This window comes from Streptomyces sp. NPDC002156, from assembly GCF_053593675.1.
The window spans coordinates 21,021-46,144 of sequence record NZ_JBSFDA010000028.1 but is presented as its reverse complement, the minus strand read 5'-3'; the positions used below and the strand labels follow the sequence as shown (position 1 = coordinate 46,144).

The 25,124-nt window shown below is 71.7% G+C and carries 21 protein-coding genes; 11 read left to right on the top strand and 10 right to left on the bottom strand.

Annotated features, from left to right (window positions below; translation table 11 throughout):
- Positions 1-181: 181 nt before the first annotated feature.
- Positions 182-1,447 carry an alpha-L-fucosidase gene (locus ACWCRB_RS14775; protein WP_450996399.1) on the top strand — a complete coding sequence of 422 codons (1,266 nt, stop codon included), beginning with the start codon at positions 182-184 and terminating at the stop codon, positions 1,445-1,447.
- Between the two features lie 105 nt (positions 1,448-1,552).
- Entirely contained in the window at positions 1,553-2,737 is a 1,185-nt protein-coding gene (locus tag ACWCRB_RS14770) for a PucR family transcriptional regulator (protein ID WP_450996398.1), read from the top strand.
- 48 nt (positions 2,738-2,785) lie between these two features.
- On the opposite strand, the gene ACWCRB_RS14765 is transcribed toward ACWCRB_RS14770, so the two are convergent.
- A complete protein-coding gene (locus ACWCRB_RS14765) occupies positions 2,786-3,280 on the bottom strand; it encodes an NUDIX hydrolase (RefSeq protein ID WP_450996397.1) in 495 nt (164 codons plus the stop codon).
- A 66-nt stretch (positions 3,281-3,346) separates the two neighbouring features.
- Positions 3,347-4,957, bottom strand: a complete 1,611-nt coding sequence (gene lnt, locus ACWCRB_RS14760) for an apolipoprotein N-acyltransferase (RefSeq protein WP_450996396.1) — start codon at positions 4,955-4,957, stop codon at positions 3,347-3,349.
- 206 nt (positions 4,958-5,163) lie between these two features.
- Here lnt and ACWCRB_RS14755 point away from each other — a divergent pair, with 206 nt between their 5' ends.
- Positions 5,164-6,234 (top strand): O-antigen ligase family protein, encoded by a 1,071-nt coding sequence (locus ACWCRB_RS14755; protein WP_450996395.1) that lies wholly within the window; start codon positions 5,164-5,166, stop codon positions 6,232-6,234.
- A 24-nt stretch (positions 6,235-6,258) separates the two neighbouring features.
- Here ACWCRB_RS14755 and ACWCRB_RS14750 read toward each other — a convergent pair whose 3' ends face one another.
- Both ACWCRB_RS14750 and ACWCRB_RS14745 read right to left on the bottom strand, forming a co-directional pair.
- A complete protein-coding gene (locus tag ACWCRB_RS14750; protein WP_450996394.1) occupies positions 6,259-6,810 on the bottom strand; it encodes a hypothetical protein in 552 nt (183 codons plus the stop codon).
- A gap of 62 nt (positions 6,811-6,872) precedes the next feature.
- On the bottom strand, positions 6,873-7,658 hold the full coding sequence (locus ACWCRB_RS14745; RefSeq protein ID WP_450996393.1) for a glutamate racemase: 786 nt from the start codon (positions 7,656-7,658) through the stop codon (positions 6,873-6,875).
- A gap of 70 nt (positions 7,659-7,728) precedes the next feature.
- Between ACWCRB_RS14745 and ACWCRB_RS14740 the strand changes: the two genes are divergently transcribed.
- Positions 7,729-8,895, top strand: a complete 1,167-nt coding sequence (locus ACWCRB_RS14740) for a glycosyltransferase (protein ID WP_450996428.1) — start codon at positions 7,729-7,731, stop codon at positions 8,893-8,895.
- A gap of 10 nt (positions 8,896-8,905) precedes the next feature.
- On the opposite strand, the gene ACWCRB_RS14735 is transcribed toward ACWCRB_RS14740, so the two are convergent.
- A complete protein-coding gene (locus ACWCRB_RS14735; protein ID WP_450996427.1) occupies positions 8,906-10,201 on the bottom strand; it encodes a TerD family protein in 1,296 nt (431 codons plus the stop codon).
- A gap of 278 nt (positions 10,202-10,479) precedes the next feature.
- Here ACWCRB_RS14735 and ACWCRB_RS14730 point away from each other — a divergent pair, with 278 nt between their 5' ends.
- The 4 genes from ACWCRB_RS14730 (at position 10,480) to ACWCRB_RS14715 (ending at position 15,109) form a co-directional block, all read left to right on the top strand.
- A complete protein-coding gene (locus ACWCRB_RS14730) occupies positions 10,480-10,923 on the top strand; it encodes a DUF6643 family protein (protein WP_450996392.1) in 444 nt (147 codons plus the stop codon).
- 40 nt (positions 10,924-10,963) lie between these two features.
- Positions 10,964-11,788, top strand: coding sequence for an MOSC domain-containing protein (locus tag ACWCRB_RS14725; protein WP_450996391.1), 825 nt, complete (start codon positions 10,964-10,966; stop codon positions 11,786-11,788).
- Positions 11,789-11,947: 159 nt separating this feature from the next.
- Entirely contained in the window at positions 11,948-12,553 is a 606-nt protein-coding gene (locus tag ACWCRB_RS14720) for an Rv1733c family protein (RefSeq protein ID WP_450996390.1), read from the top strand.
- 117 nt (positions 12,554-12,670) lie between these two features.
- Positions 12,671-15,109: a right-handed parallel beta-helix repeat-containing protein gene (locus ACWCRB_RS14715; protein WP_450996389.1), complete on the top strand. Its 2,439-nt coding sequence runs from the start codon at positions 12,671-12,673 to the stop codon at positions 15,107-15,109.
- On the opposite strand, the gene ACWCRB_RS14710 is transcribed toward ACWCRB_RS14715, so the two are convergent.
- Positions 15,079-17,445 carry a hypothetical protein gene (locus tag ACWCRB_RS14710; protein ID WP_450996388.1) on the bottom strand — a complete coding sequence of 789 codons (2,367 nt, stop codon included), beginning with the start codon at positions 17,443-17,445 and terminating at the stop codon, positions 15,079-15,081. The two genes, ACWCRB_RS14715 and ACWCRB_RS14710, sit on opposite strands and share 31 nt — an antisense overlap.
- A 380-nt stretch (positions 17,446-17,825) precedes the next feature.
- Here ACWCRB_RS14710 and ACWCRB_RS14705 point away from each other — a divergent pair, with 380 nt between their 5' ends.
- Positions 17,826-18,641 (top strand): DeoR/GlpR family DNA-binding transcription regulator, encoded by an 816-nt coding sequence (locus tag ACWCRB_RS14705; protein WP_369031903.1) that lies wholly within the window; start codon positions 17,826-17,828, stop codon positions 18,639-18,641.
- Between the two features lie 103 nt (positions 18,642-18,744).
- On the opposite strand, the gene ACWCRB_RS14700 is transcribed toward ACWCRB_RS14705, so the two are convergent.
- Positions 18,745-19,881, bottom strand: coding sequence for a PLP-dependent cysteine synthase family protein (locus tag ACWCRB_RS14700; protein WP_450996387.1), 1,137 nt, complete (start codon positions 19,879-19,881; stop codon positions 18,745-18,747).
- Positions 19,882-20,217: 336 nt separating this feature from the next.
- Between ACWCRB_RS14700 and ACWCRB_RS14695 the strand changes: the two genes are divergently transcribed.
- Together ACWCRB_RS14695 and ACWCRB_RS14690 are read left to right on the top strand one after the other, a co-directional pair.
- Positions 20,218-20,541 carry a hypothetical protein gene (locus tag ACWCRB_RS14695; RefSeq protein WP_450996386.1) on the top strand — a complete coding sequence of 108 codons (324 nt, stop codon included), beginning with the start codon at positions 20,218-20,220 and terminating at the stop codon, positions 20,539-20,541.
- A 239-nt stretch (positions 20,542-20,780) separates the two neighbouring features.
- Entirely contained in the window at positions 20,781-21,329 is a 549-nt protein-coding gene (locus tag ACWCRB_RS14690) for an ATP-binding protein (RefSeq protein ID WP_450996385.1), read from the top strand.
- Between the two features lie 42 nt (positions 21,330-21,371).
- On the opposite strand, the gene ACWCRB_RS14685 is transcribed toward ACWCRB_RS14690, so the two are convergent.
- The 3 genes from ACWCRB_RS14685 to ACWCRB_RS14675 are packed head-to-tail and all read right to left on the bottom strand — an operon-like array spanning position 21,372 to position 25,020.
- The gene (locus ACWCRB_RS14685; RefSeq protein WP_450996384.1) at positions 21,372-23,954 is read right to left on the bottom strand and encodes an ABC transporter permease; all 2,583 of its coding nucleotides are present in this window, start codon (positions 23,952-23,954) and stop codon (positions 21,372-21,374) included.
- Positions 23,951-24,703: an ABC transporter ATP-binding protein gene (locus ACWCRB_RS14680; protein WP_450996383.1), complete on the bottom strand. Its 753-nt coding sequence runs from the start codon at positions 24,701-24,703 to the stop codon at positions 23,951-23,953. The genes ACWCRB_RS14685 and ACWCRB_RS14680 overlap by 4 nt, the downstream gene beginning before the upstream one ends.
- The gene (locus ACWCRB_RS14675) at positions 24,700-25,020 is read right to left on the bottom strand and encodes an SHOCT domain-containing protein (RefSeq protein WP_450996382.1); all 321 of its coding nucleotides are present in this window, start codon (positions 25,018-25,020) and stop codon (positions 24,700-24,702) included. The genes ACWCRB_RS14680 and ACWCRB_RS14675 overlap by 4 nt, the downstream gene beginning before the upstream one ends.
- Between the last annotated feature and the right edge of the window lie 104 nt (positions 25,021-25,124).

Genomic DNA, 25,124 nt, shown 5'->3' with positions numbered 1-25,124 from the left:
CTCGGTTCTGGACTGCAAGGGGAACCGGAAAGTTCCTGAAAACACTTGCAGCGCGGAAGCTACAGGTACATGACAGTCACGTAAAGGGATCGCACAGCGACCGGCACCGATGGTGAAAACGGACCAGTAGTGGTGACCCGAGCCCACGCGCGCGCCGGGGGCCCGTGCCTAGCGTGGGCGTATGCCGATGCAACCCTGGTTCCCCGATGCCAAGCTGGGCATCTTCATCCACTACGGCATCTACGCCGTGGACGGCTGGGCCGAGTCCTGGTCCTTCTACACGGACGAGGTCTCGCACGAGGAGTACATGAAACAGCTCGACCGTTTCACGGCTTCGCGTTACGACCCGAAGGCCTGGGCGGAGCTGTTCGCCCGTGTCGGCGCCCAGTACGCCGTGCTCACCACCAAGCACCACGACGGCGTCGCCCTGTGGGACACCGACCACCGCAACCTGGACGTCGTCCGGGACACCCCGGCGGGCCGCGACCTGGTCACCGGCTTCGTCGACGCACTGCGCGAGCGGAACCTGAAGGTCGGCCTCTACTACTCGCACTCCGACTGGAACCACCCCGACTACGCGAGCGAGCGCCACCCCGGCCCGCACATCGTCGAGGCCAACGACTACTCCCACGCCCGCCCCGGCGAGGAGGACCCGGAGGCCTGGGCGCGCTATCTCGCGTACCGCGACGGCCAGGTGGGCGAACTGGTCGAGCGGTTCCGCCCCGACATCCTCTGGTTCGACGGTGAGTGGGAGCGCACCGAGGAGCAGTGGCGGATGCGGGAGCTGTCCGAACTGATCCTCGCGGGCAACCCGGACACCATCCTCAACGCCCGCATGCTCAGCTACGGCGACTACGCCACCCCCGAGCAGGGCGTTCCGCTGATCGCCCCGGACGGTCCATGGGAGCTGTGCCTGACGATCAACGACTCGTGGAGCTACCGGGCCAAGGACCGCGACTTCAAGTCGGTCCGCCAGCTCGTGCGCTACTTCACGGAGACGATCGGCATGGGCGGCAATCTGCTGCTCGGCGCCGGCCCGATGGAGGACGGCACGATCCCCGAGGAGCAGGTGGAGCGCCTGGAGGGGCTCGGCGCCTGGGTCACCAAGCACGCCGACGCCGTGTACGGCACGGTCGCGGGCCTGCCCGCCGGGCACCACTACGGGCCGAGCACCCTCTCCGCCGACCGGCGTACCCTGTACCTGATCTGCTTCGACGCACCGCGCGAGGCCGTGTCGATCCGGGGCCTGCGCAACGCCGTACGGCGGGTCTCGGTCGTCGGTACGGGCACCGAGCTGGGCCACCATGTCACCGGCGGCCTGGACCAGGTGCCCGGCGTGACGTGGATCGACGCGCCCGGGGCGGCCGACCTCGACGAGTACGCGACCGTCCTGGCCGTGGAACTCGACGGCGAGCTGGACCTCTACCGGGGCACGGGCCGCGACTGACACCCGATGTCGCCCATGTCACCCAGTACATGACATCCAAAACAGGAGTTCGAACGAACAACTCCTGGGCGGACGCCCCGCCGACGGTGCCATGAGGAGGGTGACATGGGGAATCTCTTCACGAAACTGCTCAGACAGCTCGACAGCAACTCCCGGAACGCGACCGACGTCTACCGGCGCGAGGTCCCCGAGTACCAGGTACTGGAACGGGACGCCCGCTCGCGCCGGGAAGCCCTTGAGTACTCGGTGTGGTTACGGCGCCGGACCGTCGAACTGGCGGCGGAGGAAGAGCCCCTCGGCGCGGACGATCTCCGGCTGATGGCCTCGGTGGGCGAACAGCGGGCCGGGAAGGGGCTGTCCCTACCGGGCCACCAGCAACTGGTCGTCGCACACACCCGGTTGATGCTGCGCGAGATCAACGACTCGACCGGCCCCGACGACGGCGACGACCTCATGCGCCTGATGCGCTGGTTCGGCCCGCAGGGCACACGCGGCGGCGAGGCCTACCTCTCGGGGTTCGTCGCGGGGCAGCGGCGCCGCATGTCCCTCGTCGGCAGGGTCCGGCTGCTGGCCGAGGCCCTGCTCTCCGACGACCCGGCCGCGCCGGGCCTGGCGTCCGGCGTCGGCATGCGCGTCCACCCGCATTACCGGGTGACCGTCGTCCGCGTACCCGGCCGGCCGCGTCCCACGAGCGCCCGCCGCGAGGAGATCACCGAGTCCCTGCTGCGCCGCCGTCAGGTGCCGATCATGTGGCACGACCCCGAGGAACTGGTGGCCCTGACACCCGAGTCCGCCGACGATCCGGCCGACGCGCCGACGGTACCGACCCGGCAGGACCGCGCGCTGTCCGTCGTACACGACATCACCGAGGCGGTGGGCGGCAGTTGCGCCATCGGCACGAGCGTCGGTGCGGCCGGTGCCCTGGCCGCCGCCTTCGACCGGGCCCGGCGGATCAGCCGGGTCGCGCCCATGCAGTCCGGGCAGCAGCGCCCGCACACCATGAACGACGTCTTCGTCGAGCTGGGCGTCAGCCGGCTGCCGGAGGTCGACAACTGGCTCGGCGACCTCGCCGGCCACCTCACCCGCGGGCCCGACCTCATCGCCACGCTGGACAGCTACTACCGGTACGACATGGACCGGACCCGCACCGCGGCGGCCCTCAACGTCCACCCCCGCACGCTCGACTACCGCCTCCAGCGCGCCCACGAACTCACCGGCATCCAACCGGGCTCCACCCACGGCGTACGGGTCCTCAGCGTCGTCGTGACACGGTCGCTCGCGCGGGGCTGACCGGGCCCACGGAGGTCCCGCCGGAGTGTCCGGCGGGACAATCCGGGGTCACTCGAAGCTGGCGAAACCGGTCGTGTCGAACCAGGTGGGCGCCTGGGCGTCGGCCATCGCCTGCTTGATCCGGAACAGCGCGAACTCGTTCAGTTCCGGCAGCGCGTCCACCGCGAACCAGCCGACCTCCAGCGACTCGTCGTCGTTGACCCGCGCCTCCCCGCCCACGGCCCGGCAGCGGAAGGTGATGTCCATGTACTGGCAGACATCCCCGTTCTCGTACGTCACCGGGTCCAAAGCCTGGACGAGCACGACCCGTTCGGGCACGCACCGGACCGCCGTCTCCTCGTAGACCTCCCGCACCGCGCACGCCGCCGGCTGCTCGCCCGGGTCCGGGATGCCGCCGACCACCGACCACTTGCGGGTGTCGGTGCGCCGGCCCAGGAGCACTCTGTCCTCGTCGTCGAAGACGAGGGCGGTGACACCGGGAAGCCAGAGCAACTGGCGGCCGGCGGAGGCACGGAGAGCGCTGATGAAGTCAGGAGTAGCCATGCCACGACCCTAACCGGGCCGCCCGGTCACCCTTGTTGATCAAGGGGGCGTGCCACCGGCGTACGGCTACACGCCACCGGCGCGCCGCCCGCGCACACCGGCGCCGATCGCCCAGCCGAGACCGCCGGCGGCGACCAGGACGAGGAGCATCTCGGGCAGGATGCCGAGCTTGGTGGCGGGGGTCTCGGAGGAGCGCAGCGGCACCTTCTGGACGAGCGAGTCGGCCACGAACATGCCGGTCTTCTGCGTGATCTTCCCGTCCGGCATGATGATCGCGCTCACGCCGCTGGTCACCGGGACGGTGACGGTCCGGCTGTGCTCGACGGCGCGGATCCGGGACATGGCGAGCTGCTGGTAGGTCATCTCGCTGCGGTCGAAGGTGGCGTTGTTGCTCGGAACGGAGATCATCTGGGCGCCGTGGGTGACGGTGTCGCGCACCGCCCAGTCGAAGGCGGCCTCGTAGCAGGTGGCGAGGCCGACCTTGGCGCCGTCCATGGTGAACACACCGGGCTTGCTGCCCCGGCTGAAGTCCTGGTGGACCATGGTGGTCCAGTTCTTGTTGATGTGTTCGAGCAGCGAGCGCAGCGGGAGGTACTCGCCGAAGGGCTGGACCTGCCGCTTGTCGTACGTGTCCGTCGCGCCCTTCTCCGGGTCCCACAGGATCTGCTCGTTGTAGAGCTTGCCGCCGCGTTCGACGACGCCGCCGACCGAGATGGGCGCGCCGATCGCCTTGGCCGCGTTCTCGATGACAGCGGCGGCGTCGGGGTTGGCGAAGGGGTCGATGTCGGAGGAGTTCTCCGGCCACAGGACGAAGTCGGGCTGGGCAACCTTGCCCGCCTTCACCTCGGCGGCCAGCCGCTCGGTCTCGCGCGCGTGGTAGTCGAGGACGGCACGCCGCTGGGAGTTGAAGTCGAGGCCCGCGCGCGGGACGTTGCCCTGGATGACGGCGACGGTCGCGGTGCCGACCTCGGCCTTGTCGCTGACCAGCGCCCGCGCGGCCAGGGCGCCCAGCACGGGGACGACCAGGCTCAGCGCGGCGACGACTGCCGCGACATGCGGTACGGCACCGGTGCGGCGCCACTCGATCACCTGGCGCACGGTCTCGTACAGCCCGAATCCGCACAGGACGACGGCGAAGCCGAGCACCGGGGTGCCGCCCAGCGCGGCGAGCGGCAGGAAGACGCCGTCCGCCTGGCCGAAGGCGATCTTGCCCCAGGGGAAGCCGCGGAAGGGCACGCGCGCGCGTGCCGCCTCGCCCGCGATCCACACGGCCGCCGCCCAGAGCGGCCAGCCGGGCAGCTTCGACACGGCCGCGATGCCCGCGCCGACCAGCGCGACGAAGACCGCCTCGATGACGACCAGTGCCAGCCAGGGCCCCGGGCCGACCTCGACGCCGGTCCACACCAGCAGCGGCAGCAGGAAGCCGAGACCGAAGAGGTAGCCGAGACCGAGTCCGACCTTCCAGGACCGGCCGCGCAGCACCCAGCCGAAGACGCCGAAGGCGGGCAGGGCGAGCCACCACAGGGTGCGCGGCGGGAAGCTGACGTACAGCAGCACTCCGGCGAGCGCGGCGGTGGCGGCCGGCCAGAGGCGCAGCAGCCGCGCGCGGCGCGAAGCGGGCGCGAGCTGCGGTTCGAGCTGGTCCGGCTCGGTGGTGGAAGGAGCGGTGGCGGTCACTCCGGGAGTGTACGGCGCCTGCCTAAGACGCCGACAGCACGGTCCGGCCCGTGGGAGGGGGCCCGCCCCGGCCCGTCCGCAGCATCGTTCCTGCGTAACTCGTCCACAAATGGCGCACCAGCCGTTACGGTGTGCCGGAGCCTCTGACGTGCGCGCCGGCGACGGCCCGCGCGGTCGGGGCCCGTCACAGGTCGGGGGGCGGCGGGTTGGGTTCCACGGGGAGGACGTCTGCGGCCGACGAGGCGGCGGACGGCGAGAGACGAAACGTTTCCGACGCGGCGGGCGTCGTCGTGCTGGGCGCGTGTGCCACCTGGTCGCTGATCACGGCGGCCACGCACGACGGCCGCCCCGAGGGCGTGCTCCTGGCGGTGCTCGCGGTGGCCGCCGGCTACGCGTCGGGCCGGATCTGCGGGGCGCTGCTGCCGGTCGCCGCCCCCTGTACGGCGGCGCTGGCCGGGCTCGGTCTGGCGGTGGCCGCCCCGCACACCCTGCCGGGGCCGCAGATCGCCACCCCGCCCGGGCATCTCGGGGCCGTTGCCGCGCTGCTGGTGCTGGCCACCGGCGCCGCCTGCTGTGCGGCCTGGGCGGCCCGGCCTCCGCTGCTGCGACTGGCGCTGCGCGCCCTGGCCGCCGGGATCACGGTGGCGTCGCTGGTCCTCGGCCCGATCGCCGGTTTCGCCCTCTGTACGGCCGTCCTGCTGTGCTCGCTCGCCGCCGACCACATGCGGCGCCGGGGTGTGGGCCTGGCGGGGCTGGCGCTGGCGACGGCCGTGGTGACCGGGACGGCCTGGGCGGTCGCCGAGGACGTACTGCCGGACGGGCTCGCCGACTCGCTGGAGGGGCAGCTGAGCGGTCACCGGGTCGGTCTGTGGCGCGACGCCCTGCTGCTGGCCCACCGGGACCCGGCGCTGGGTGTGGGCCCCGGCAGGTTCGCGGAACTCAGCCGCACGGCCTCGCAGGCGCTGCCGGCCGAGTCCAGACCGCACTCCGCGCCGCTCCAGCAGGCGGCCGAGCAGGGTGTGGTCGGCGTGGTCCTGCTGGCGGCGGTCTTCTGCTGGGTGCTGTACGCCCTGTGGCGCACCCCGCGCCCCACGCCCGTCGCACTGACGGCGGGCGCGGCCCTGACGGGTCTGGCTGTCCTGGCGACGGTCGGCAACGTACTGAGCTTCACCACGGTGACGGCGGGCGCGGGCCTCCTGGCGGGCCTGGCGACGGCCCGCCCCCTGGTCTACGAGACACCGGACACGACAACGACACGCGCGCGGGAACGCCGTTAGACCGCCACGAGGGCGTCGGGAACGTCAGTGCGTGGCCCCGGCCGCGCCGGACCTCAGCCGGTCCCGGATGACGCGTACGGCGGCCTCCGCGTTGTCCACCGTGATCGTGAACGTATGCCCGTCCCCGAGGCGCAGCACCAGGCCCTCGCCCCGGCGTACGACGACCGCGGTGCCCTGGTGGGGCCGCCAGCGGTAGCCCCAGCCGCCCCACTGGCGCGGGGTGACCCTGGCCACGAAGTCGGCGCCGACGATCTGGGACAGCGGAATGCGGCGGCGCGGCAGGCCGATGTGGCCGCAGCGCACTTCGAGGGAGTCCTTGTCGACCTTCACGGCGACGTGCACGAACGCGAGGGTGCCGAAGAGGACGAGCAGTCCGGCCGCGATGCAGCCCACGACGGACATGGCGAGCGGCGCGACGCCGGACGTCCATGCCGAGTCGACGGCCAGCTCGATACCGAGAGCCATGAAGGCACAGCCGCCGAGGGCCAGGATCCACTGGGCACGGTTGGTCGCCCGGCCGGTCCAGACGTCGGTCGGCTCGGTTTCGACGTGTTCGTCGTGGGGGTGGTCCCTCATGCTTATGAGACTACTCAGGTTCCGCTCCGCGGGCACCGGCTTGCGGAGGGTGACTGCTCCGGTCAGCGGACGGGGGTGGCCGCCTGGAGCAGCCTGCCCTCCTCGTAGGCCAGCGCGGGGGCGGGCAGCGGGCCCGCGACGCCGTTCAACAGCGCGGTGAGGGTGCCCTCGGCCGGCGCCTCAGGGGCGGGGTGGGCGCCGAGCCTGCGGAGCGTCTGGGCGGCCACCGCGCCGGCCGAGCCGTGCAGGACGAGCGGCGGGCTGCCGGGCTGCTGGACCGCCGCGCGGATGCGTTCGGCGACGAGTTCGTAATGGGTGCAGCCCAGGACGACGGTCGTTACCTCGTCGGGGGTGAGGGCTGCCGCGGCGTCGATGGCGGCGTCGATCGCCGTCTCGTCCGCGTGTTCGACTGCTTCGGCCAGTCCCCAGCAGGGGACCTCGGTGACCGCAACACCTTCGGCGAAGTTCTTGATGAGGCCGCGCTGGTAGGGGCTGCCGGTGGTGGCGGGGGTCGCCCAGATCGCGAAGGGCCCGCCTCCCGCGGCGGCGGGCTTGATCGCCGGGACCGTGCCGATTACCGGCAGCTCCGGTTCGAGGCGGGCGCGCAGGGCGGTCAGGGCGTGCACGGTCGCGGTGTTGCAGCCGACGATCAGGGCGTCGGGCCGCTGCGCGGCGGCGGCCTCGGCGACGGCCAGGGCGCGCTCGGTGAGATCCTCCGGGGTGCGCGGGCCCCAGGGCATGCCCGCGGGGTCCAGGGAGAGCACGAGATCCGCGTCGGGCCGCAGCCGCCGTACCGCTGCGGCTGCCGGCAGAAGTCCGATTCCGGAGTCCATGAGCGCGATCTTCACCCGGTCACTATAAACGGCGTGCCCCTGCGGCCCTTTGGGGTGGGGCAGACTGCGGCGGGTGAGCGCCGTTGTGTGGATCGCCGTCGGATCACTCGCCGCCTGGCTGTGGCTGCTGCTGTGCCAGGGCTTCTTCTGGCGTACGGACGTCAGGCTGCCGTCGTACGAGCGGGAGCCGGAGACCTGGCCGTCCGTCTGTGTCGTCGTGCCGGCCCGTGACGAGGCCGCCGTGCTGCCCTCGAGCCTGCCGTCACTGCTCGCGCAGGAGTATCCGGGGCGGGCCGAGGTCTTCCTGGTCGACGACGGCAGTTCGGACGGCACCGGGGAGCTGGCCCGGGAACTGTCTCGGCGCCACGGTGGGCTGCCGCTGACCGTGGACTCGCCCGGGGAGCCGCCCGCGGGCTGGACGGGCAAGCTGTGGGCCGTACGCCACGGCATCGGCCTTGCACGCGCGCGTGGACCCGAGTTCCTGCTGCTGACGGACGCGGACATCGCCCATGCGCCGGACAGTCTGCGGGAGTTGGTGGCTGCGGCGCGGGGCGGCGGCTACGACGCCGTCTCACTGATGGCCAGGCTGCGGGTGGCGAGCGTCTGGGAACGGTTCGTCGTACCGGCTTTCGTGTACTTCTTCGCGCAGCTCTATCCCTTCCGCCGGATCGGCCGGAAGGGGTCGCGGACGGCGGCTGCCGCGGGCGGCTGCGTGCTGCTGCGTACGGAGGCGGCCGAGCGGGCCCGGATCCCGGACGCCATCCGGCAGGCCGTCATCGACGACGTGGCGCTCGCGCGGGCCGTGAAGGGCGGCGGGGGCCACATCTGGCTGGGGCTCGCCGAGCGGGTGGACAGCGTGCGGCCCTATCCGCGGCTGCACGACTTGTGGCGGATGGTCTCGCGCAGCGCGTACGCGCAGTTGCGGCACAGCCCGTCGCTCCTGCTCGGTACGGTGCTCGGCCTCGCCCTGGTGTATCTGGTGCCGCCGTTCGCCCTGCTGGCCGGGCTCGTCACCGGGACGACGGCCGCGGCGGTGTGCGGCGGGCTCGCGTGGCTCGTGATGGCGGGGACGTACGTCCCGATGCTGCGCTACTACGGGCAGCCGCTGTGGCTCGCTCCCCTGCTGCCGTTCACGGCGTTCCTGTACCTCCTCATGACGGTCGACTCGGCGGTGCAGCACTACCGGGGACGCGGCGCCGCCTGGAAGGGCCGGACGTACGCGCGTCCGGAGGCCGCCACGGACGAGAGCTGACCGGCCCGCGTCACTTGCGGCCCGGGGTCCAGTTCATGCCCCAGCCGTAGGCGTGGTCGACGGTCCGCTGCGGGCTCACTCCGCGCTCGGGCACGAGATAGCGGGCCTCGCGCTGGACCATCAGATCGCCACCCGTGTTGGTGATCAGGGCGAGCGCGCACACGGTGGAGGGCACCGTGCACTCGTCGAGCGAGAAGTCGACGGCCGCGCCGTTCGCCGGGGTCAGCGTGACCGTGGCGTGCAGGTCGGCGAAGGAACGCGCGCCCGCGTAGATGGTCACGAAGATGAGGATGCGCCGGAAGGCCTGGATGTGGTCCAGGTTGACGGTGAGGTTCTCCCCGCTGGACATCGCCCCGGTGCGGTCGTCGCCGTCGAGGTGGATGTACGGCGGCTGGTGCAGCGCCCCGAAGGCGTTGCCGAGGGACTGTACGACACCCTTGCTGCCGTCGGAGAGTTCGAACAGGGCGCACAGGTCGAGGTCGAGATCGGAGTGCTGGGCGATCGCCCGGCCGAGCTTGCTGCCCCACCCAGAGAACTGCTTGTGCACCTGCCAGTTGAGGTTGACGCGCAGCGCGCCCGAGGTGCCGCCCTGCTTGGTGAGCGAGACGGACGGGGCCTCCTTGGTGAGCGTCACCTTGGTCAGGCGTACCGGCGTCGCGGGAGGGGCGGGCGGCGCGGGCGGGGGCGCGGTCACGGGCGGTGCGACCGGCCGGGACATGGTCACCGGAGGTGCGACAGGCGGAGGCGTGGGGGCGGCGGTCTGCGGGGCGGGTGTGTGCTGGGGCTCGTCCACGGTGATGCCGAAGTCCGTGGCCAGGCCCGCCAGGCCGCTGCTGTAGCCCTGCCCGACCGCGCGGAACTTCCAGGCGCCCTGCCTGCGGTAGAACTCGCCGAGCACGAACGCCGTTTCGACACTGGCGCCCGCGTTGTCGAAGCGGGCGACCACCGTGCCCTGCGCCGCGTCCCGGACCTCGATGTACAGGTCGGGGACCTGCCCGAACGTTCCTCCGTCGGCGGAGGCGGCGAGGACCACGGTCTCGACCGCGGGCTCCACGCGCGTGAGGTCGACGAGCAGGGTGTCCGTCACCCGGCCCCCGCTGTCACGCTTGCCCTCGTGCCGGACCGCGTCGGAGGAGTGCACGGGCTGGTTGTAGAAGACGAAGTCGCCGTCGGAACGGACCTTTCCGGCCACGAGCAGCAGCGCGGAGGCGTCCGTGTCGGGGACGCCCGGCCCGGAGCGCCGGCCCAGTTCGACCCGGAGCGCCGCCGTGGGCACCGGAACGTTCGACCCCTTGGACATTGACATGGCTGCCATGGCTGCCCCCATCTCTGATCGCCTCGCGGCCCAACCTATTCTCCCGGGCCTGTGAACTCCTGTTGGACTCCCCTGACGAACGCCCGGGGAACGCGGGGCGACCCGTCGGTAACCCGGCCGGAACCTGGCCTTTACCTGATCTCAGCATGAGCTGGTGCCCCTTTTTGACAAGTTCGCTCGCATTGGGGGTCCCGCGTCACTGCCGACACGGAAAACAACCCTCTTATCGGTCTCCCCAACCAGCTCATCGTGGGCTTAACTTATGTGCCATGACCTCCCCCCGCTCCACCTACGGCGGCGGCTACTACTCCGCCTTCCCGGACACCCCGATCTACGACTCGCTCGTCGCCGAGCGGGGGGCCCCGCAGATCGCCCCGATCCGGGTCCCCGCCGCGTACGACACGGGCAGCAGCTTCAACCTGCCCGCCCTGCCGTCCGCGCTCCCGGCGCTGCCGGCCGGCCCGTCCCAGCAGGCCCCCTCCTACGGCGGCTACCCGCAGGCGCAGCAGCCCTCGCCGCTGCAGCAGGCGCCGGCCGCGTACATCCCGCAGCAGGCACCGCCGCGCGGTTACCCCGCCGGTGCGGGCCAGCCGATGCAGCAGCAGCGTCCGGCGGCGGCCACCGGCTACGAGGCGATGCGCCCGGCGGCTCCCCGCCCGGCCCCCGCGCCGTACCAGGAGCCGTACAACAACCAGCAGTACCGCGGGTACTGATCTGGCCCCCGGAGTGTCCGTGCCTTGGCACGATGGCGGTATGGGGAACGCGGAGCTGCACTCGATTCACATCCATCCGGTCAAGGCGTTCCGGGGCGAGTCGCCCCGGCAAGCCGAGGTGGAGCCCTGGGGGCTGGCCGGAGACCGACGCTGGGTGCTGATTGACGCCGGGGGAAAGGTCGTCACACAGCGCCAGCAACCGCGTCTGGCACAGGCCGCCGCCGAGCTTCTGCCCGGCGGCGGAATTCGTCTGTCCGCGCCCGGTCGCGCGCCCCTGACCCTGTCCGTCCCGGAGGTGACGGACACGACGACGGTGGACATCTTCGGCACCAAGGTGGAGGCCGTGCCCGCCGGTGACGGGGCGCATGTCTGGTGCAGCGGGTATCTGGGCGAGGACGTACGTCTCCTGCACATGGACGACCCGGCCACGCGCCGCGCGGTCGACCCCGAGTTCGCGCGGCCCGGCGAGACCGTGAGCTTCGCCGACGGCTATCCGCTGCTGCTCACCACGCTCGCCTCGCTGGACGCCCTCAACTCACTGATCGCGCGGGGGGATCACCCGCAGGAGGGCCCGCTCCCCATGAACCGCTTCCGGCCCAACGTGGTGGTCGCGGGGACCGCCGCCTGGGCCGAGGACGGCTGGTCCCGGATCGCCATCGGTGAGGTCGCCTTCCGGGTGGCCAAGATGTGCGGGCGGTGCGTGGTGACCACCACCGACCAGGAGACCGCCGAACGCGGACGGGAACCGCTGCGCACGCTCGGCCGCCATCGCCGCTTCGGCAACCAGCTGGTGTTCGGCCAGAACCTGGTCCCCGAGAACCCCGGGACGATCCGGGTCGGCGATCCGTTCAGGATCCTCGCGTAGGCGGGAACACCGGCACGGGGCCTGACCGTTGGCTTTGGTGAGAAGTTCACGAGACGGCCGGTAAGAGACGGTGAGAGGTGATTTCGCTCTCTCTTCGACCGGCTTTGTGCGTGAACTGCTCCGACCGGGGTTATCACGGAGCGGGAAGGGGGTGCGGCTTTGCGGGCGATCGGCGGACTCTGGCGCTGGCGGCACAATCCACTGCGCCGCGCGACCGACCTGGCCGAGGCCTGGGTGGCACTGACGGCCCTGCTGCTGATCCTGCTGGCGGCGCCCCTGATCGGCCTCCTGATCGGCGGTGTCGCCCAGGACGCGCTGCAACAGGCCGTACGGGACCAGCGCGAGGCCCGGCATCTCGTGACGGCCACCGTGGTCAAGAAGCTCGCCCGCTCCGCGCTGGAGCCCGACCCCGAGACGTCCTCCACGCGGGACGCGAGAAGCCGCGTGGAGGCCGACTGGACGGGCCCTGACGGCACCGAGCAGCACGGCAAGGTCCTGGCGAACCTCAAGTCCCCGCATCCCGGCGACCACTTCACGCTGTGGACGGACGAACAGGGGCGAATAACCGCCCGTCCACTGGACACCGCCACCGCGACGACCCACGCGGTTCTCGCCGGCTTCGGCGCGACCGTCCTGTCGGCCGGGTTCGTCGAGGGCGGCCGGCGCCTGATCGTCTGGCGCATGGTCCGTCGCCGGTACGCCCGTTGGGACCAGGCATGGGACCGGGCCGGACCCGACTGGGGCCGGACCGGGACCGGCAGTTGACCTCGTTCCGGCTCTGGTCAACCCACCGTGCCCGCGCACGCTACGGTGGACCGGCCGACATCGTTCGGCACCTTCCGCGACATCCCGCGTTCCACGAGGTGGGGGCACAGCAGCGCCATGGCACAGGGCACGGTCCAGGTGACGCACACCGGCACATCGAGGTGGCGGCGCCGCACGGGTGAGTACGCGTCGCTCGCCGCCGCCCTGGAGGCCGCGGCGGACGGTGACGTCCTCACGGTCGCTCCCGGTACCTATCGGGAGAACCTCGTCGTCCAGCGGGCGGTGACGCTGCGCGGCCCCGAAGGCTCCCCCGGCTCCGTACGGATCGCGCCCGTGGACGGTGTGCCGCTCACCGTGCGCGCCTCCGCGGTCGTCCAGGACCTGCATGTGGAGGGCCAGGACTCGACCGCGCCCGCCCTGCTCGTCGAGGAGGGCACGCCGGAGCTGCTGGACCTGCGGATCGTGACACGGTCCGCCGCCGGCATCGAGGTGCGCGGCGGCGCGAGACCGACGGTCCGGCGCTGCACGGTCGACAACCCGGCGGGCGCCGGTATCGCCGTACTGGACGGCGCGGGCGGGGTGTTCGAGGAGTGCGAGGTCGTCGCGGCAGGGCAGGCGGGCGTGACCGTGCGCGACGGCGGGCATCCGCGTCTGGAGCGCTGCCGGGTGCACCACGCCTCGGGCGTCGGGCTGTCCGTCTCGGGCGAGAACTCGGCGCTGGAGGGCATCGGTTGTGAGGTGTACGAGGTCAAGGGCAGCGGCGTCCAGGTCACCGGCCGGGCCACCGCCCACCTCACCGACTGCGATGTGCACCGGACGTCCGCGGACGGCGTGACGCTCGACACCGACGCCGTACTGACGCTCGCCGACTGCCGTATCCACGACATCCCGGAGAACGCGGTCGATCTGCGGTCCCGCTCGGTCCTCACGCTGACGCGCACGACGGTGCGTCAGTTCGGGCGCAACGGGCTGTCGGTGTGGGACCCGGGCACGCGCGTGGACGCCAACCAGTGCGAGATCTTCGACAGCACCGGCGACTATCCGGCGGTGTGGATCAGCGACGGCGCCACGGCGGTCCTCGAGTCCTGCCGGGTGCACGACGTGCCGGACGCCCTGTTCGTGCTCGATCGGGGCTCCCGCGCGGACGTCGTCGACAGCGACCTCTCTCAGGTCCGCAACACGGCCGTGTCGGTGAGTGACGGCGCGACGGCGCAGCTCGACGACTGCCGGATCCGGGACGCGGCGACGGGTGCCTGGTTCCGCGACCACGGCAGCGGCGGCACGCTGAGCGGCTGCACGGTCGTCGGTACGCAGACGGGTGTGATCGTCACCAAGGGCGCCGACCCGACCGTCGAGCGCTGCACGGTCGACTCCCCCGCCGAGGCGGGCTTCTATGTGTCGGCGGGCGGCCGGGGCAGCTTCCTGAACTGCCGGGTGACGGGCAGTGAGGGCTATGGCTTCCATGTCATAGACGGCTGCCGTACGACCCTGACGAAGTGCCGTACGGAGCGGTGCGCGCGCGGTGGTTACGAGTTCGCGGAGGGCGGGCCGGGCACGGCTCCCGGTGGCGGTCCGGTCGTCGAGGACTGCACCAGCGACGAGAGCGCGGCCCTGCGGCCGTCCCCGGTGCCGGAGACGGCCGTCCAGACGGTCACGCAGTCGCCGGGGCTGCTGGGCTCGATCCCGGGCCAGCGCGCCACCGAGCAGGAGTCGGCGGCCACCGCCCCGGAGCCGGAGAAGGCCGCGCGGTCCTCGAAGGACGTGCTCGGTGAACTCGACGCGCTGGTGGGCCTGGAGAGCGTCAAGCGCGAGGTGCGGGCCCTCACCGACATGATCGAGGTCGGCCGGCGCCGGCAGCTGGCGGGTCTCAAGGCCGCCTCCGCCCGCCGCCATCTGGTCTTCACGGGCTCCCCCGGTACGGGCAAGACGACGGTCGCGCGGCTGTACGGCGAGATCCTGGCGGCGCTCGGCGTCCTGGAGAAGGGCCATCTCGTCGAGGTGTCCCGGGTCGACCTGGTCGGCGAGCACATCGGTTCGACGGCGATCCGCACCCAGGAGGCCTTCGACCGGGCGCGCGGCGGTGTCCTGTTCATCGACGAGGCGTACGCGCTGTCCCCGGAGGACTCCGCCCGGGACTTCGGCAAGGAGGCCATCGACACGCTGGTGAAGCTGATGGAGGACCACCGGGAGGCCGTCGTCGTGATCGTCGCCGGCTACACGGCCGAGATGGACCGCTTCCTGTCGGTCAACCCCGGTGTGGCGTCCCGTTTCTCGCGGACCATCACCTTCGGTGACTACGGCCCCGAGGAGCTGCTGCGGATCGTGGAGCAGCAGTCGGAGGAGCACGAGTACCGGCTCGGCCCCGGCTCCCCCGAGGCTCTCCTGAAGTACTTCACGGAGATCCCCAAGGGAGCGACGTTCGGCAACGGCCGTACGGCCCGGCAGACGTTCGAGGCGATGGTCGAGCGGCACGCGGGCCGGGTCGCCCAGCACGCCGAGCCGAGCACGGACGACCTGACCCTGCTCTACCCGGAGGACCTGCCCGAGCTGCCCTGAGCGGGCACCCCTTCGCGGGGCCGCAGCCGCTTCAGCAGTTCCTCGCGCTCCTCGGCGAAGGCCGGATCGGCCTGGTAGTCGGAGTGCCCGAGGATCGGCGCGGGCAGCGGATGCTTCTTGGTACGGCCGTAGGAGAGCGGGTCCTTGAGCGGTGCGCGGTCCACCTCGGGGCCGCAGTCGCCGGGCAGATGCACGGGGCCGCCGATGGGGTCGGTGAGCCGGTACAGGTTGCGCCAGCAGGCCACGTCGTGGTGCAGCGAGGTGAGCGCGGCGGGGCCGAAGTGGGCCGGGAACCAGCGCCCGTACAGGCGCTCCAGCGGTGAGCCGTACGTCAGCAGGGCGACACGCTTGCGCACGGACGGCTTGAGCTGCCAGGCGGCGGCAGCCGCGAGGACGCTGCCCTGGGAGTGCCCGGAGATGACCAGACGGCCGCCGGTCTCCTCGGTCCAGGTGGCCATGCGCCAGGTCAGGTCGGGCACGGCCCGCTCGGCGTAGCAGGGCGGGGCGAAGGGGTGGGCGGCGCGCGGCCAGAAGGTGCCGACGTCCCAGAGGATGCCGATGGTGCGCCGCGCGGAGGCGTCCTTGTAGGCGCGCCGCCCCCAGGTGACGAACAGCAGGAAGCCGACGCCGATCAGCCAGGACCCGAGTGCCTGGGCGGTCTCGGCGGCGCCCTGGACGATGGCGTACGAGCCGTGGGAGGCGTCTCCGGGCGTGTCGTCCGTGAGCTGGGCTCCGGCCAGGGCTGCGGCGCCCAGGAGCAGCGTCGCCGCGGAGGTGATGCCGAGGATGCGAGGTGCCCGGTCCGTGAGGGCGGCCATCGCGCGCGTGCTCGCGATCCGGCGGGTGCGGGCGTCGTCCAGGGGCTGCCCGGAACCGTCGGCGTAGTCCTGTTCCACGGCCTCCAGCTCGCCGCGGCGCAGTTGCAGGGTGCGCCGGGCCAGCCAGCCGACCAGGCCCAGGACGACGAGGAGGGCGGCCGGGATCACGGACGCCTGCCAGGTCAGCAGGACGGGCGGGCCCTCGATGGTGCCGCCGGTGCCGTCCAGCCAGTCGGCGACGCGCTGGGACACACCGCCGGACATCACGCCGCCGAGCGCGCAGGCGAGCGTCGCGACGGCGGGTCCGGCGAAGCCGCGCATGGCGGCACGCGGGTCGGGGTGGGCGCGGTACAGCAGGTGGGCGACGACGACCAGGACGAGGACGAGGAGGCCCTGGAGGAGCGCGATGGTGCCGAAGGTCGTGTCGCCCGGCAGCCGCCCCGTCGACCGCCACCCGGGGCGCGACCAGCCGGCGTACACGGCCGTCAGGAGCAGCAGGGCGAGCGCGGCACCCGGGAGGAGGCGGACGAGCCGGGCGTCGAGTTCCTGGTCGAGGCGTCTCTCGGTGCGCCCGCGGCGGCACACCACCCACACCACGGCGACGGCCCCGGCGATCAGCGCCACGTCCAGGAGCCGGGACAGCGCCTCCAGGGCCGCCGGACCGCCGGGTTCGCGGTCGTGGCGGGAGGCGGCGGAGCCGAGGGCTGCGGCGACCGTCAGCAGGCCGGCCGCGGTGTGCGCGGCGCGCAGCCGGGCGACCAGTCGCCGCCCGTACCAGAACCCGGGCCGCCCCAGCGCCGTGCGGATGTTGTCGTCGGAGGGTTCCGGGGCGTGGGTCAGCGGCTTCTGGGACTCGTACGCGCTCCAGGTGCGGCGGGACAGGAACCACAGCAGGCCGGTGAGCGCGGCGGGCACCACGGCGGCCAGGGCGAGGCGGCGGCCTGGCTCGCTCCACCAGCCGCCGTCCGACTCGGTCGGCGAGAGGAAGCCCAGCCAGGAGTGCGCCTCGGCGCACGCGCGCGTGCCCGCGCACTGCCAGGCCGTCAGGTCGAGGGCGACCTCACAGGCGGCGGCGACCAGCAGGACCGTGAGGGTCAGACCGGCGAGGCGCACCAGAAGGCCGTACAGCCGGACCGTGCCCGGCCGGTTGCGGGCGGTGGGGCGCATCCAGTGGGCGAGGTTGACCACCATGAACGGCAGCAGCAACAGCCACAGGGCGCGCGTGCCGTTGCCGGAGGTGAGGTTGCACCAGACGTACGCCTCGCGCACCGGTGCACCGTCCGGATCGACGGGACGGTCCTCCGCCTTCTCGTCGTCCACGCGCCGGAACACGGCGGCCGTGTCGTCGCCGGTGACACGGACGGTCCGTGGATCGTTGAGCATCTTCTCGGGCGTGGCGCCGCCCACGCCGTGGACCAGCAGTTCCAGGGCGATACCGCTGGTCGCCCCCGTCTCCTCGGGCGGCCTCGCCGCGCCGTTCGCCCCGGACTTCGAGGCTCGTTCCTGTGCCTGTTCCACTGTTCGCACTTCCCCCGTTGCTCGTACTTCCCCCGTGTCACACCGACGGCTGTCGTCCGGTCAGGGAACGATGCCGTGCGGGACTGGAGGATCTCCGCCGAGTGGGCTCCGTACACCTCTCGTCACGGAATCTCCCCGATCCGTGTGACGTGCGAGGAGCCCGTGTTGCCAGAGTGACATGTTCGCGTCGTGACGGGCAGTGGCGCGACGAGTACCGGCCCATGCGAGTATGGGACGTCCGCCGGGCCGGTAGCAGGAGGAATGTCCTTGTCGGAGCGGGTTCGCAGCAGGTTTGCAGCGGGTGTGCGGGACGTGTCGGAGATGGTGGGGGCGAGTGGACCGACAGGCCCGGAGGAACCCCGGAAGGACGTGGAGCGGTCGTGAATGACAACCAGAACCTCCTCGCGGAGCAGCGGCGCGCCCTGATCCTCGACGAGGTACGGCGGCGCGGGGGCGTTCGCGTCAACGAACTGACGCGCAAGCTCGGCGTGTCGGACATGACGGTCCGCCGCGACCTCGACGCGCTGGCCCGCCAGGGCGTCCTGGAGAAGGTCCACGGCGGCGCGGTGCCGGTGGTCGAGGCGAGCACCCACGAGCCGGGGTTCGAGGCCAAGTCGGGCCTTGAGCTGACGGCCAAGGAGGACATCGCGCGGGCAGCGGCGGAGCTGGTCGCGCCGGGCTCGGCGATCGCGCTGTCGGGTGGTACGACGACGTACGCGCTGGCGCATCAGTTGCTGGACGTGGCGGATCTGACCGTCGTGACGAACTCCGTGCGGGTCGCTGATGTGTTCCACGCCGCGCAGCGGGTGTCGGGGCAGCGGCAGGGGGCGGCGACGGTGGTGTTGACGGGTGGGGTGCGGACTCCGTCCGACTCGCTGGTCGGGCCTGTGGCCGATCAGGCGATTGCGTCGCTGCATTTCGACGTGCTGTTTCTTGGGGTGCACGGGATATCTGTCGAGGCCGGGTTGTCCACGCCGAATCTTGCGGAGGCTGAGACGAATCGGCGGCTGGTGCAGTCGGCTCGGCGGGTTGTTGTCGTTGCCGACCACACCAAGTGGGGGACGGTGGGGTTGAGTTCGTTCGCGGCGTTGGAGCAGGTGGATACGTTGGTTACGGACTCGGGGTTGGTTTCTGAGGCTCGGGATGAGGTCTCTGAGCATTTGCGGAGGCTGGTTGTTGCGGGTGAGGGCGCCTAGAGGGGTGCCTTGGGGGGTGGGTTTGCGGGTGCTGCGCCGTTGTGGCTTGTCGCGCAGTTCCCCGCGCCCCTGAAAGGCGCCTTCGGCGGCCTTTCAGGGGCCCCTAGGGGGTCGTCCACACGCCTGTTTTCAGTAGAGCCTCGATCGCCGACCTGTAAGGCGTGATGTTCAGGCCTTGGTCTTTTAGCCAGGTGTCCGAGTAGTACTTGTCCAGGTAGCGGTCGCCGTGGTCGCACAGGAGGGTTACTACGCTGCCCTGTTGGGCCCCTGCGACCATCTCCGCGATGATTTTGAGGGCGCTCCACAGGCCTGTGCCCGTGGAGCCGCCTGCCTTGCGGCCGATCGCCTGTTCCAGGGCTCTTACCGCGGCGATGCTGGCCGCGTCGGGGACCTTCATCATGCGGTCCACCGCGCCGGGGACGAAGCTGGGTTCCATGCGGGGGCGGCCGATGCCCTCGATGCGGGAGCCGCAGTCGCAGGTGACGTCCGGATCGCCGGTGGTCCAGCCCTCGAAGAAACAGGAGTTCTCCGGGTCCGCTACGCAGATACGGGTGTCGCGCTGCGTGTAGTGGACGTAGCGGGCGAGCGTCGCCGAGGTGCCGCCGGTGCCGGCCGTGGCGACGATCCACGCGGGCTCCGGGAAACGTTCCAACTCCAGTTGGCGGAAGATGGATTCGGCGATGTTGTTGTTTCCGCGCCAGTCCGTGGCCCGTTCCGCGTAGGTGAACTGGTCCATGTAGTGGCCGCCGGTCTCGGCCGCGAGGGCCGCCGAGGCCTCGTACATTTTCCGGGAGTCGTCCACGAAGTGACATCGGCCGCCGTGGAACTCGATCAGGCGGCACTTCTCGGCGCTGGTCGTGCGGGGCATCACCGCGATGAAGGGCACGCCGATCAGTTTCGCGAAGTACGCCTCGGAGACGGCCGTGGAGCCGCTGGACGCCTCGATCACCGGGCGGCCGGGCCGGATCCAGCCATTGCACAGTCCGTACAGGAAGAGCGAGCGGGCGAGGCGGTGCTTGAGGCTGCCGGTGGGGTGGGTCGACTCGTCCTTCAGATACAGGTCGATACCCCACTTCTCGGGCAGCGGGAAGCGCAGCAGGTGCGTGTCGGCCGAGCGGTTGGCGTCGGCCTGGACCTTGCGGACGGCCTCTTTGAGCCAGGCGCGGTAGTCGGCGTCACTGCGGTCGACGTCGAGCGTGTCGAGGGTTTCGGCGGTCCCGGTGGGGTCGGGGATGCTCACGTCGGGCTCCTTGTGATGGGCGTGCCGACGGCGTCCTTGCGCAGCCGTACGTCCCGATCATAGACACCTTCAACACGCCTCTCACCTGCATAAACATCCCTTTGGGTGGATCAAAGGCAGACCTGTGGGCAGGGGGCCGCCGCGGGTCGGGCGGGAGCCGGCGGGGGGTGGGGCGCATCCCGGTGAGTGCTTCCGCCCGTTGCCGGAGAGTGCCGTACGCACTGGTGCTCGACGCCGGGGGCAGGCAGACTGCACGGCACGGGGGCGCACAATGGATCACGTTCCAGGCGGGATCACCACGCATCTCGGCGGAAGCCGACAAGGGGGCGGAGCATCATGGCGGAGCCGGAGTTCACGGCCACGGGCGTGCGAATCGGGAAGAGGCTGCGCTCCCTCACCCGGGCCGGGCAGGTCCGGATCAGCGACGGCAGGCTGGAGCTGCTCACCAGCTACGGCAGCGAGATCGACAGCGCTCCCGTGCAGGCGGTGCGCGCGTCGAAGCCCTGGTTCGCGGCCGACGACCGGGCGCTCGCGGACCTCAACGGCCAGCGCTACCTGCTGACCCTGGGGGATCACGACCCGGCGCCGGGCGAGACCGGGCCGCCCGCGGCACGCCGGTTCATAGAGGCCGTACGCAAGGCGGCCGGGCGCGGGCACTGAGCAGGCCGGGGAGCGCGGGGCCGCATCTCGTACGGACATCTGGCGTGCTGTGCGCCAGGCCGCGAGTTGCGGGTTTCCGTCCCCTGAGCCACGCTTGTCACACGTCACTCTGGGTTTACCGGCGATAACGCTGCGAACCAGCCCGCCGGCCACGACAGCAGGCGGCCATTGCACGCAGGCATTCTGCTGGATCCGATCTCGTGTCTTCTTCCGGACCTCAATTCGGGGAGTCGCAAGCCGTGATCAGCCACCCAAGCAGGCACTGCACGGTGGAGCTGCAAGCTCTTCCGTCGCGGATCGGCCAGGTCCGCAGAATCGTCTCTGCACAATTGCGCTACTGGCATCTGGATCCCTTGATAGACCGGGCCTCGCTCGGTGTGACCGAGCTGCTGACCAACGTCCACCGGCATGCCCAGCCCGACAAGCTGTGCACCGTGGAGATCGAGGTCCTGCTGGACCGGCTCACGGTCTCGGTGCACGACCACGACCCGCGCATTCCCGAGCTGCGGGACGCGGATCCCACCGCCACCTGCGGACGCGGCCTCGCGATGGTCGCCGCCGTGAGCGAGAGCTGGGGTGTGCGGCCGGACGGCGAGTCGGGGAAGGTCGTGTGGTTCACGCTGCCGACGGTCGCGCCGGTGGTGACCGCCCCGGAGACCCGGCCCGCGAGCGCGACGCCCGTGCGTCAGGTGTTCGAGGAGCCGTTGTGCGACGACAAGGGGTACAAGCCGGGGGTTCACCGGCGCAGGCCGGAACACGCTCCCGCCCGGTCGGCCGTCGCAGGCTGACCGGGCGGTGACCTCCGGCGTCCCTCCCCCTTGGTCTGTACGTCACTCGGTGGCGATGGCTCGCAGTACGTCCAGGCGGGCCGCCCGCCGGGCCGGGCGCAGGCCCGCGAGTGCTCCGGCCGCGACGCCCACCAAGGCCACGATCACGAGCTGGGTGGGCGGCAGCGCGAAGGCGAAGGCGCTGTCGCTGGCGCCGTCCGAGGCCTTCACCAGCACCCAGCCGAGGAAGCCGCCGAGGGCGAGCCCGCCCACCGTGCCGAAGGCTGCGACGAGGACCGACTCCCAGCGGACCATGGCGCGCAGTTGGGCGCGGGTCTGGCCGACGGCCCTCAACAGGCCGAGTTCGCGGGTGCGTTCGTGGATGGCGAGGGTCAGGGTGTTGGCGATGCCGAGGAGTGCGATGAGCACCGCGAGGGCGAGCAGCGCGTAGACGAGGGTGAGCATCATGTCGATGCCTCCGGCCGACGACTGGGCGTACTCGTCGCGGGTCTGCACCTCGGGGTCGCCGTATCGTGCGGCGACCTGTTCCACGGCGGCCTTGCCCGCGTCCGTGCTCACACCGTCCTTGAAGGAGACCGCGATGAGCGTGTCGGAGTCCTGGGTGCGGTGCGGGGCCCAGGCGGCACGGGTGATGACGTACTCGCCGGCGAGTTCGGACCGGCCGTAGACCGCGCGGACCGTGAAGGTCTCCTTCTGACCGTCGGTGAACGTGAGTTGGGTGGTGTCGCCCGTCTTCAGGTGCTGCCGGTCGGCCTCCGACTCCGTGATGGCGATGCCGTCGGTGCCCAGGTTGTCGAGCGAGCCGCGGATCTGGCCGAGGTCGAAGACCTTGCCGAGGGTGACGGGGGCGGTGACGGTCAACGCCCGTCCCTTGCCGTCGACTTCGGCGACTCCCCGGCCGAGTCCGACAGCGTCCGCCACCACGGGCTGCTCGGCGATCGCGGGCGCGAGAGCGGGGCTGAGTCCGCTGCCGCCCGCGCCGAACGACGGGGTGCTCACGGCCACATCGCCCGCGAAGGACCGCGACACGGTCTGGTCCATGGTGGCCTTCAGCGAGGCGCCGAACACCGTGAACAGCGAGACGACGGCCACGCCGATCATCAGGGCGCTCGCGGTGGCGGCGGTCCGTTTGGGGCTGCGCAGGGCGTTGCGCCGGGCGAGGCCGCCGGTGACTCCGCGCAGTTTGTCGAGGGGGCCGCCGATGATCCGTACGGCGGTGGTCGACGCGACGGGACCGAGAACCACGAAGGCGGCGAGGGCCAGTACGGCGCCAAGTCCCGCCAGCCACAAGGACGGTGAGACCAGGACGCCGGTCAGCGTCATGGCGATCGCGAGGGCGCCGAGGCCCGCGCCGGTGACCGCCCGGACGGACGAGGCGCCCGACTGGTCGACGGCCGTCTCGCGGAGCGCGGCCAGGGGTGCGGTGCGGCCGGCGCGTACGGCGGGCAGCAGCGCGGAGCCCAGGCAGACCACGATGCCGACCGCGAGCGGCAGCAGCATGGACAGCCAGCCGATCACCAAGTCGCCCTCGGGGAAGGGGAATCCGATGGCCGGGAACAGTGCCTGGAGGCCCGCGGCGATGGCGATGCCACCGGCGAGACCCGCGATCGACGCAGTCACGGCGACTGCGGTCGCCTCGACGAGTGTGGCCGCGGTGACCTGGCTGCGAGATGCCCCCAGCGCCCTCAACAGGGCGTTCTCTCGGGTGCGTTGGGCGACGACGATCGCGAAGGTGTTGTGGATGGAGAAGGTCGCGACCAGGATCGCCACGCCCGAGAAGACGAGCAGGAACAGGGTGAAGATGGTCAGGAACTGGCTGGAGATCATCTCGGTGTTCTCCTCGGCCGACTCCTGACCGGTGATGGCCTCGACGCCCTTGGGCAGTACGGACGTCAGCCGGTCCACCAGCTCCTGCTGACCGACCCCGGGACCGGCCCGCACCTGGATGCTCGCCGCCTCGCCGGGCCTCGCCGTGAGGTACTTCTCGGCGTCGGCCTGCGTCATCCCGGTGAACGTCACCTGTGCCATGCCGTCCTCGCCGCCGAAGGTCGCGAGGCCGACGATCGTCACCCTGACCGGGTCGGGCGTACGCAGGGTCGTCGTGTCGCCGATCCTCAGGTCGCCCTGCTTGGCCGTCCCCCGGTTGACGACGACCTCGCCGGACTTCGACGGGGCGCGTCCTTCGGCGAGTTGGTACGGGTTCAGCTTCGGGTCGGTGATCCAGTTGCCGGCGAGGGTGGGCGGTCCCTGGCCGCCGATGGGGTCGCCGTCGGCGGCGATGAGCTGGCCGGCGCCCTGGATGTTGGGGGCGGCGGCCGCGACGCCCGGGACCTGCTCGACGGTTTTGACCAGGTCGGTGGGGACCGGCTGGCGTACGCCCTCGCTCTCGCCGGGGGTGGTGATGGCGTCGGCGCTGCGGACGACGGCGTCGGTACCGCTCGTCGCGTTCCCGAACATGGTGTCGAAGCTGGCGCGCAGCGTGTCGCCCATGACCAGGGTCCCGGCCAGGAACGCGACACCGAGGAAGACCGCCAGGAACGTACCGGCGAAGCGGCGCTTGTGCGCGCGGAGAGAGGACATGCTGATGCGGACGGTGGGACGGAGAGGGTGTGCGGAGTCGCTCATGACGGCACCTCGAAGGCTTTCAACCGGTCCAGGACCTTGTCGGCGGTCGGGGATTCCATCCGGTCCACCAGACGGCCGTCGGCCAGGAAGAGCACCTGGTCCGCGTGGGCGGCGGCGACCGGGTCGTGGGTGACCATGACGACCGTGCGGTCCATGTGGCGCACCGCGCGGCCGAGCAGGCCGAGGACCTCCTCGCCGGAGCGCCTGTCGAGGTTGCCGGTCGGTTCGTCGGCGAAGACGACGTCGGGCCGGCCGGCGAACGCCCGTGCCACGGCGACGCGTTGCTGCTGGCCGCCGGAGAGTTCGGCGGGGCGGTGGTGGAGCCGGTCGCGCAGGCCGACCACGTCGACGAGCGCGTCGATCCACTCCCGGTCGCCGTCCCCGCCCGCCAGGTCGATCGGCAGCCGGATGTTCTCGGCGACGGTCAGCGTCGGCACCAGGTTGAACGCCTGGAAGACGAAGCCGATCCGGTCGCGGCGCAAGAGGGTGAGGCGCCGGTCGTCGAGCGCGCCCAGTTCGGTGTCGCCGATGAACGCGGCTCCGGAGGTGAGGGTGTCCAGGCCTGCCGCGCAGTGCATCAGGGTGGACTTGCCGGAGCCCGAGGGCCCCATGATCGCGGTGAAGCGGCCGGCCGGAAAGCCGACGCTCACGCCGTCGAGGGCCCGTACGGCGGTGTCGCCACCGCCGTACACCTTCACCGCGTCGACGACATGGGCCGCCGTACGGGTCGTGGTGGTGGCGGTGGTCATACCGCACCGCCCTTGCCCGCACGGCCGCCCGTGGCACCGAACTGCTCGTCCAGGACGGAGAGCCGCCGCCAGTACTCATCCTCGTCGATCTCACCGGAGGCGAAGCGCCGGCCCAGTACGGCCAGGGGCGCGTCGCCGGAGAGGCGGTCCTGGGCGTCGTAACGCCCGTTCATGGCGCGCCACGGGCCGCCGCGACGTCCGCGCCAGACCGTGCGGCGCAGGACGGTGACGACGCCGATCACGACGGCCGCCCAGATCAGCGGGAAGAAGAGGATCCAGGGGCCGGGGCCGCCGTCCCAGTTCGCGAGGGTGTTCATGTCGAGTCATCTCCCAGGTAGGGGTTCTGTGCGATGACTCCACGTTCGCGCCGGGAGGGGGTCCGGGTCGTCGTACGGCCGGCGGGAGCGCGTGTACCTCCCCG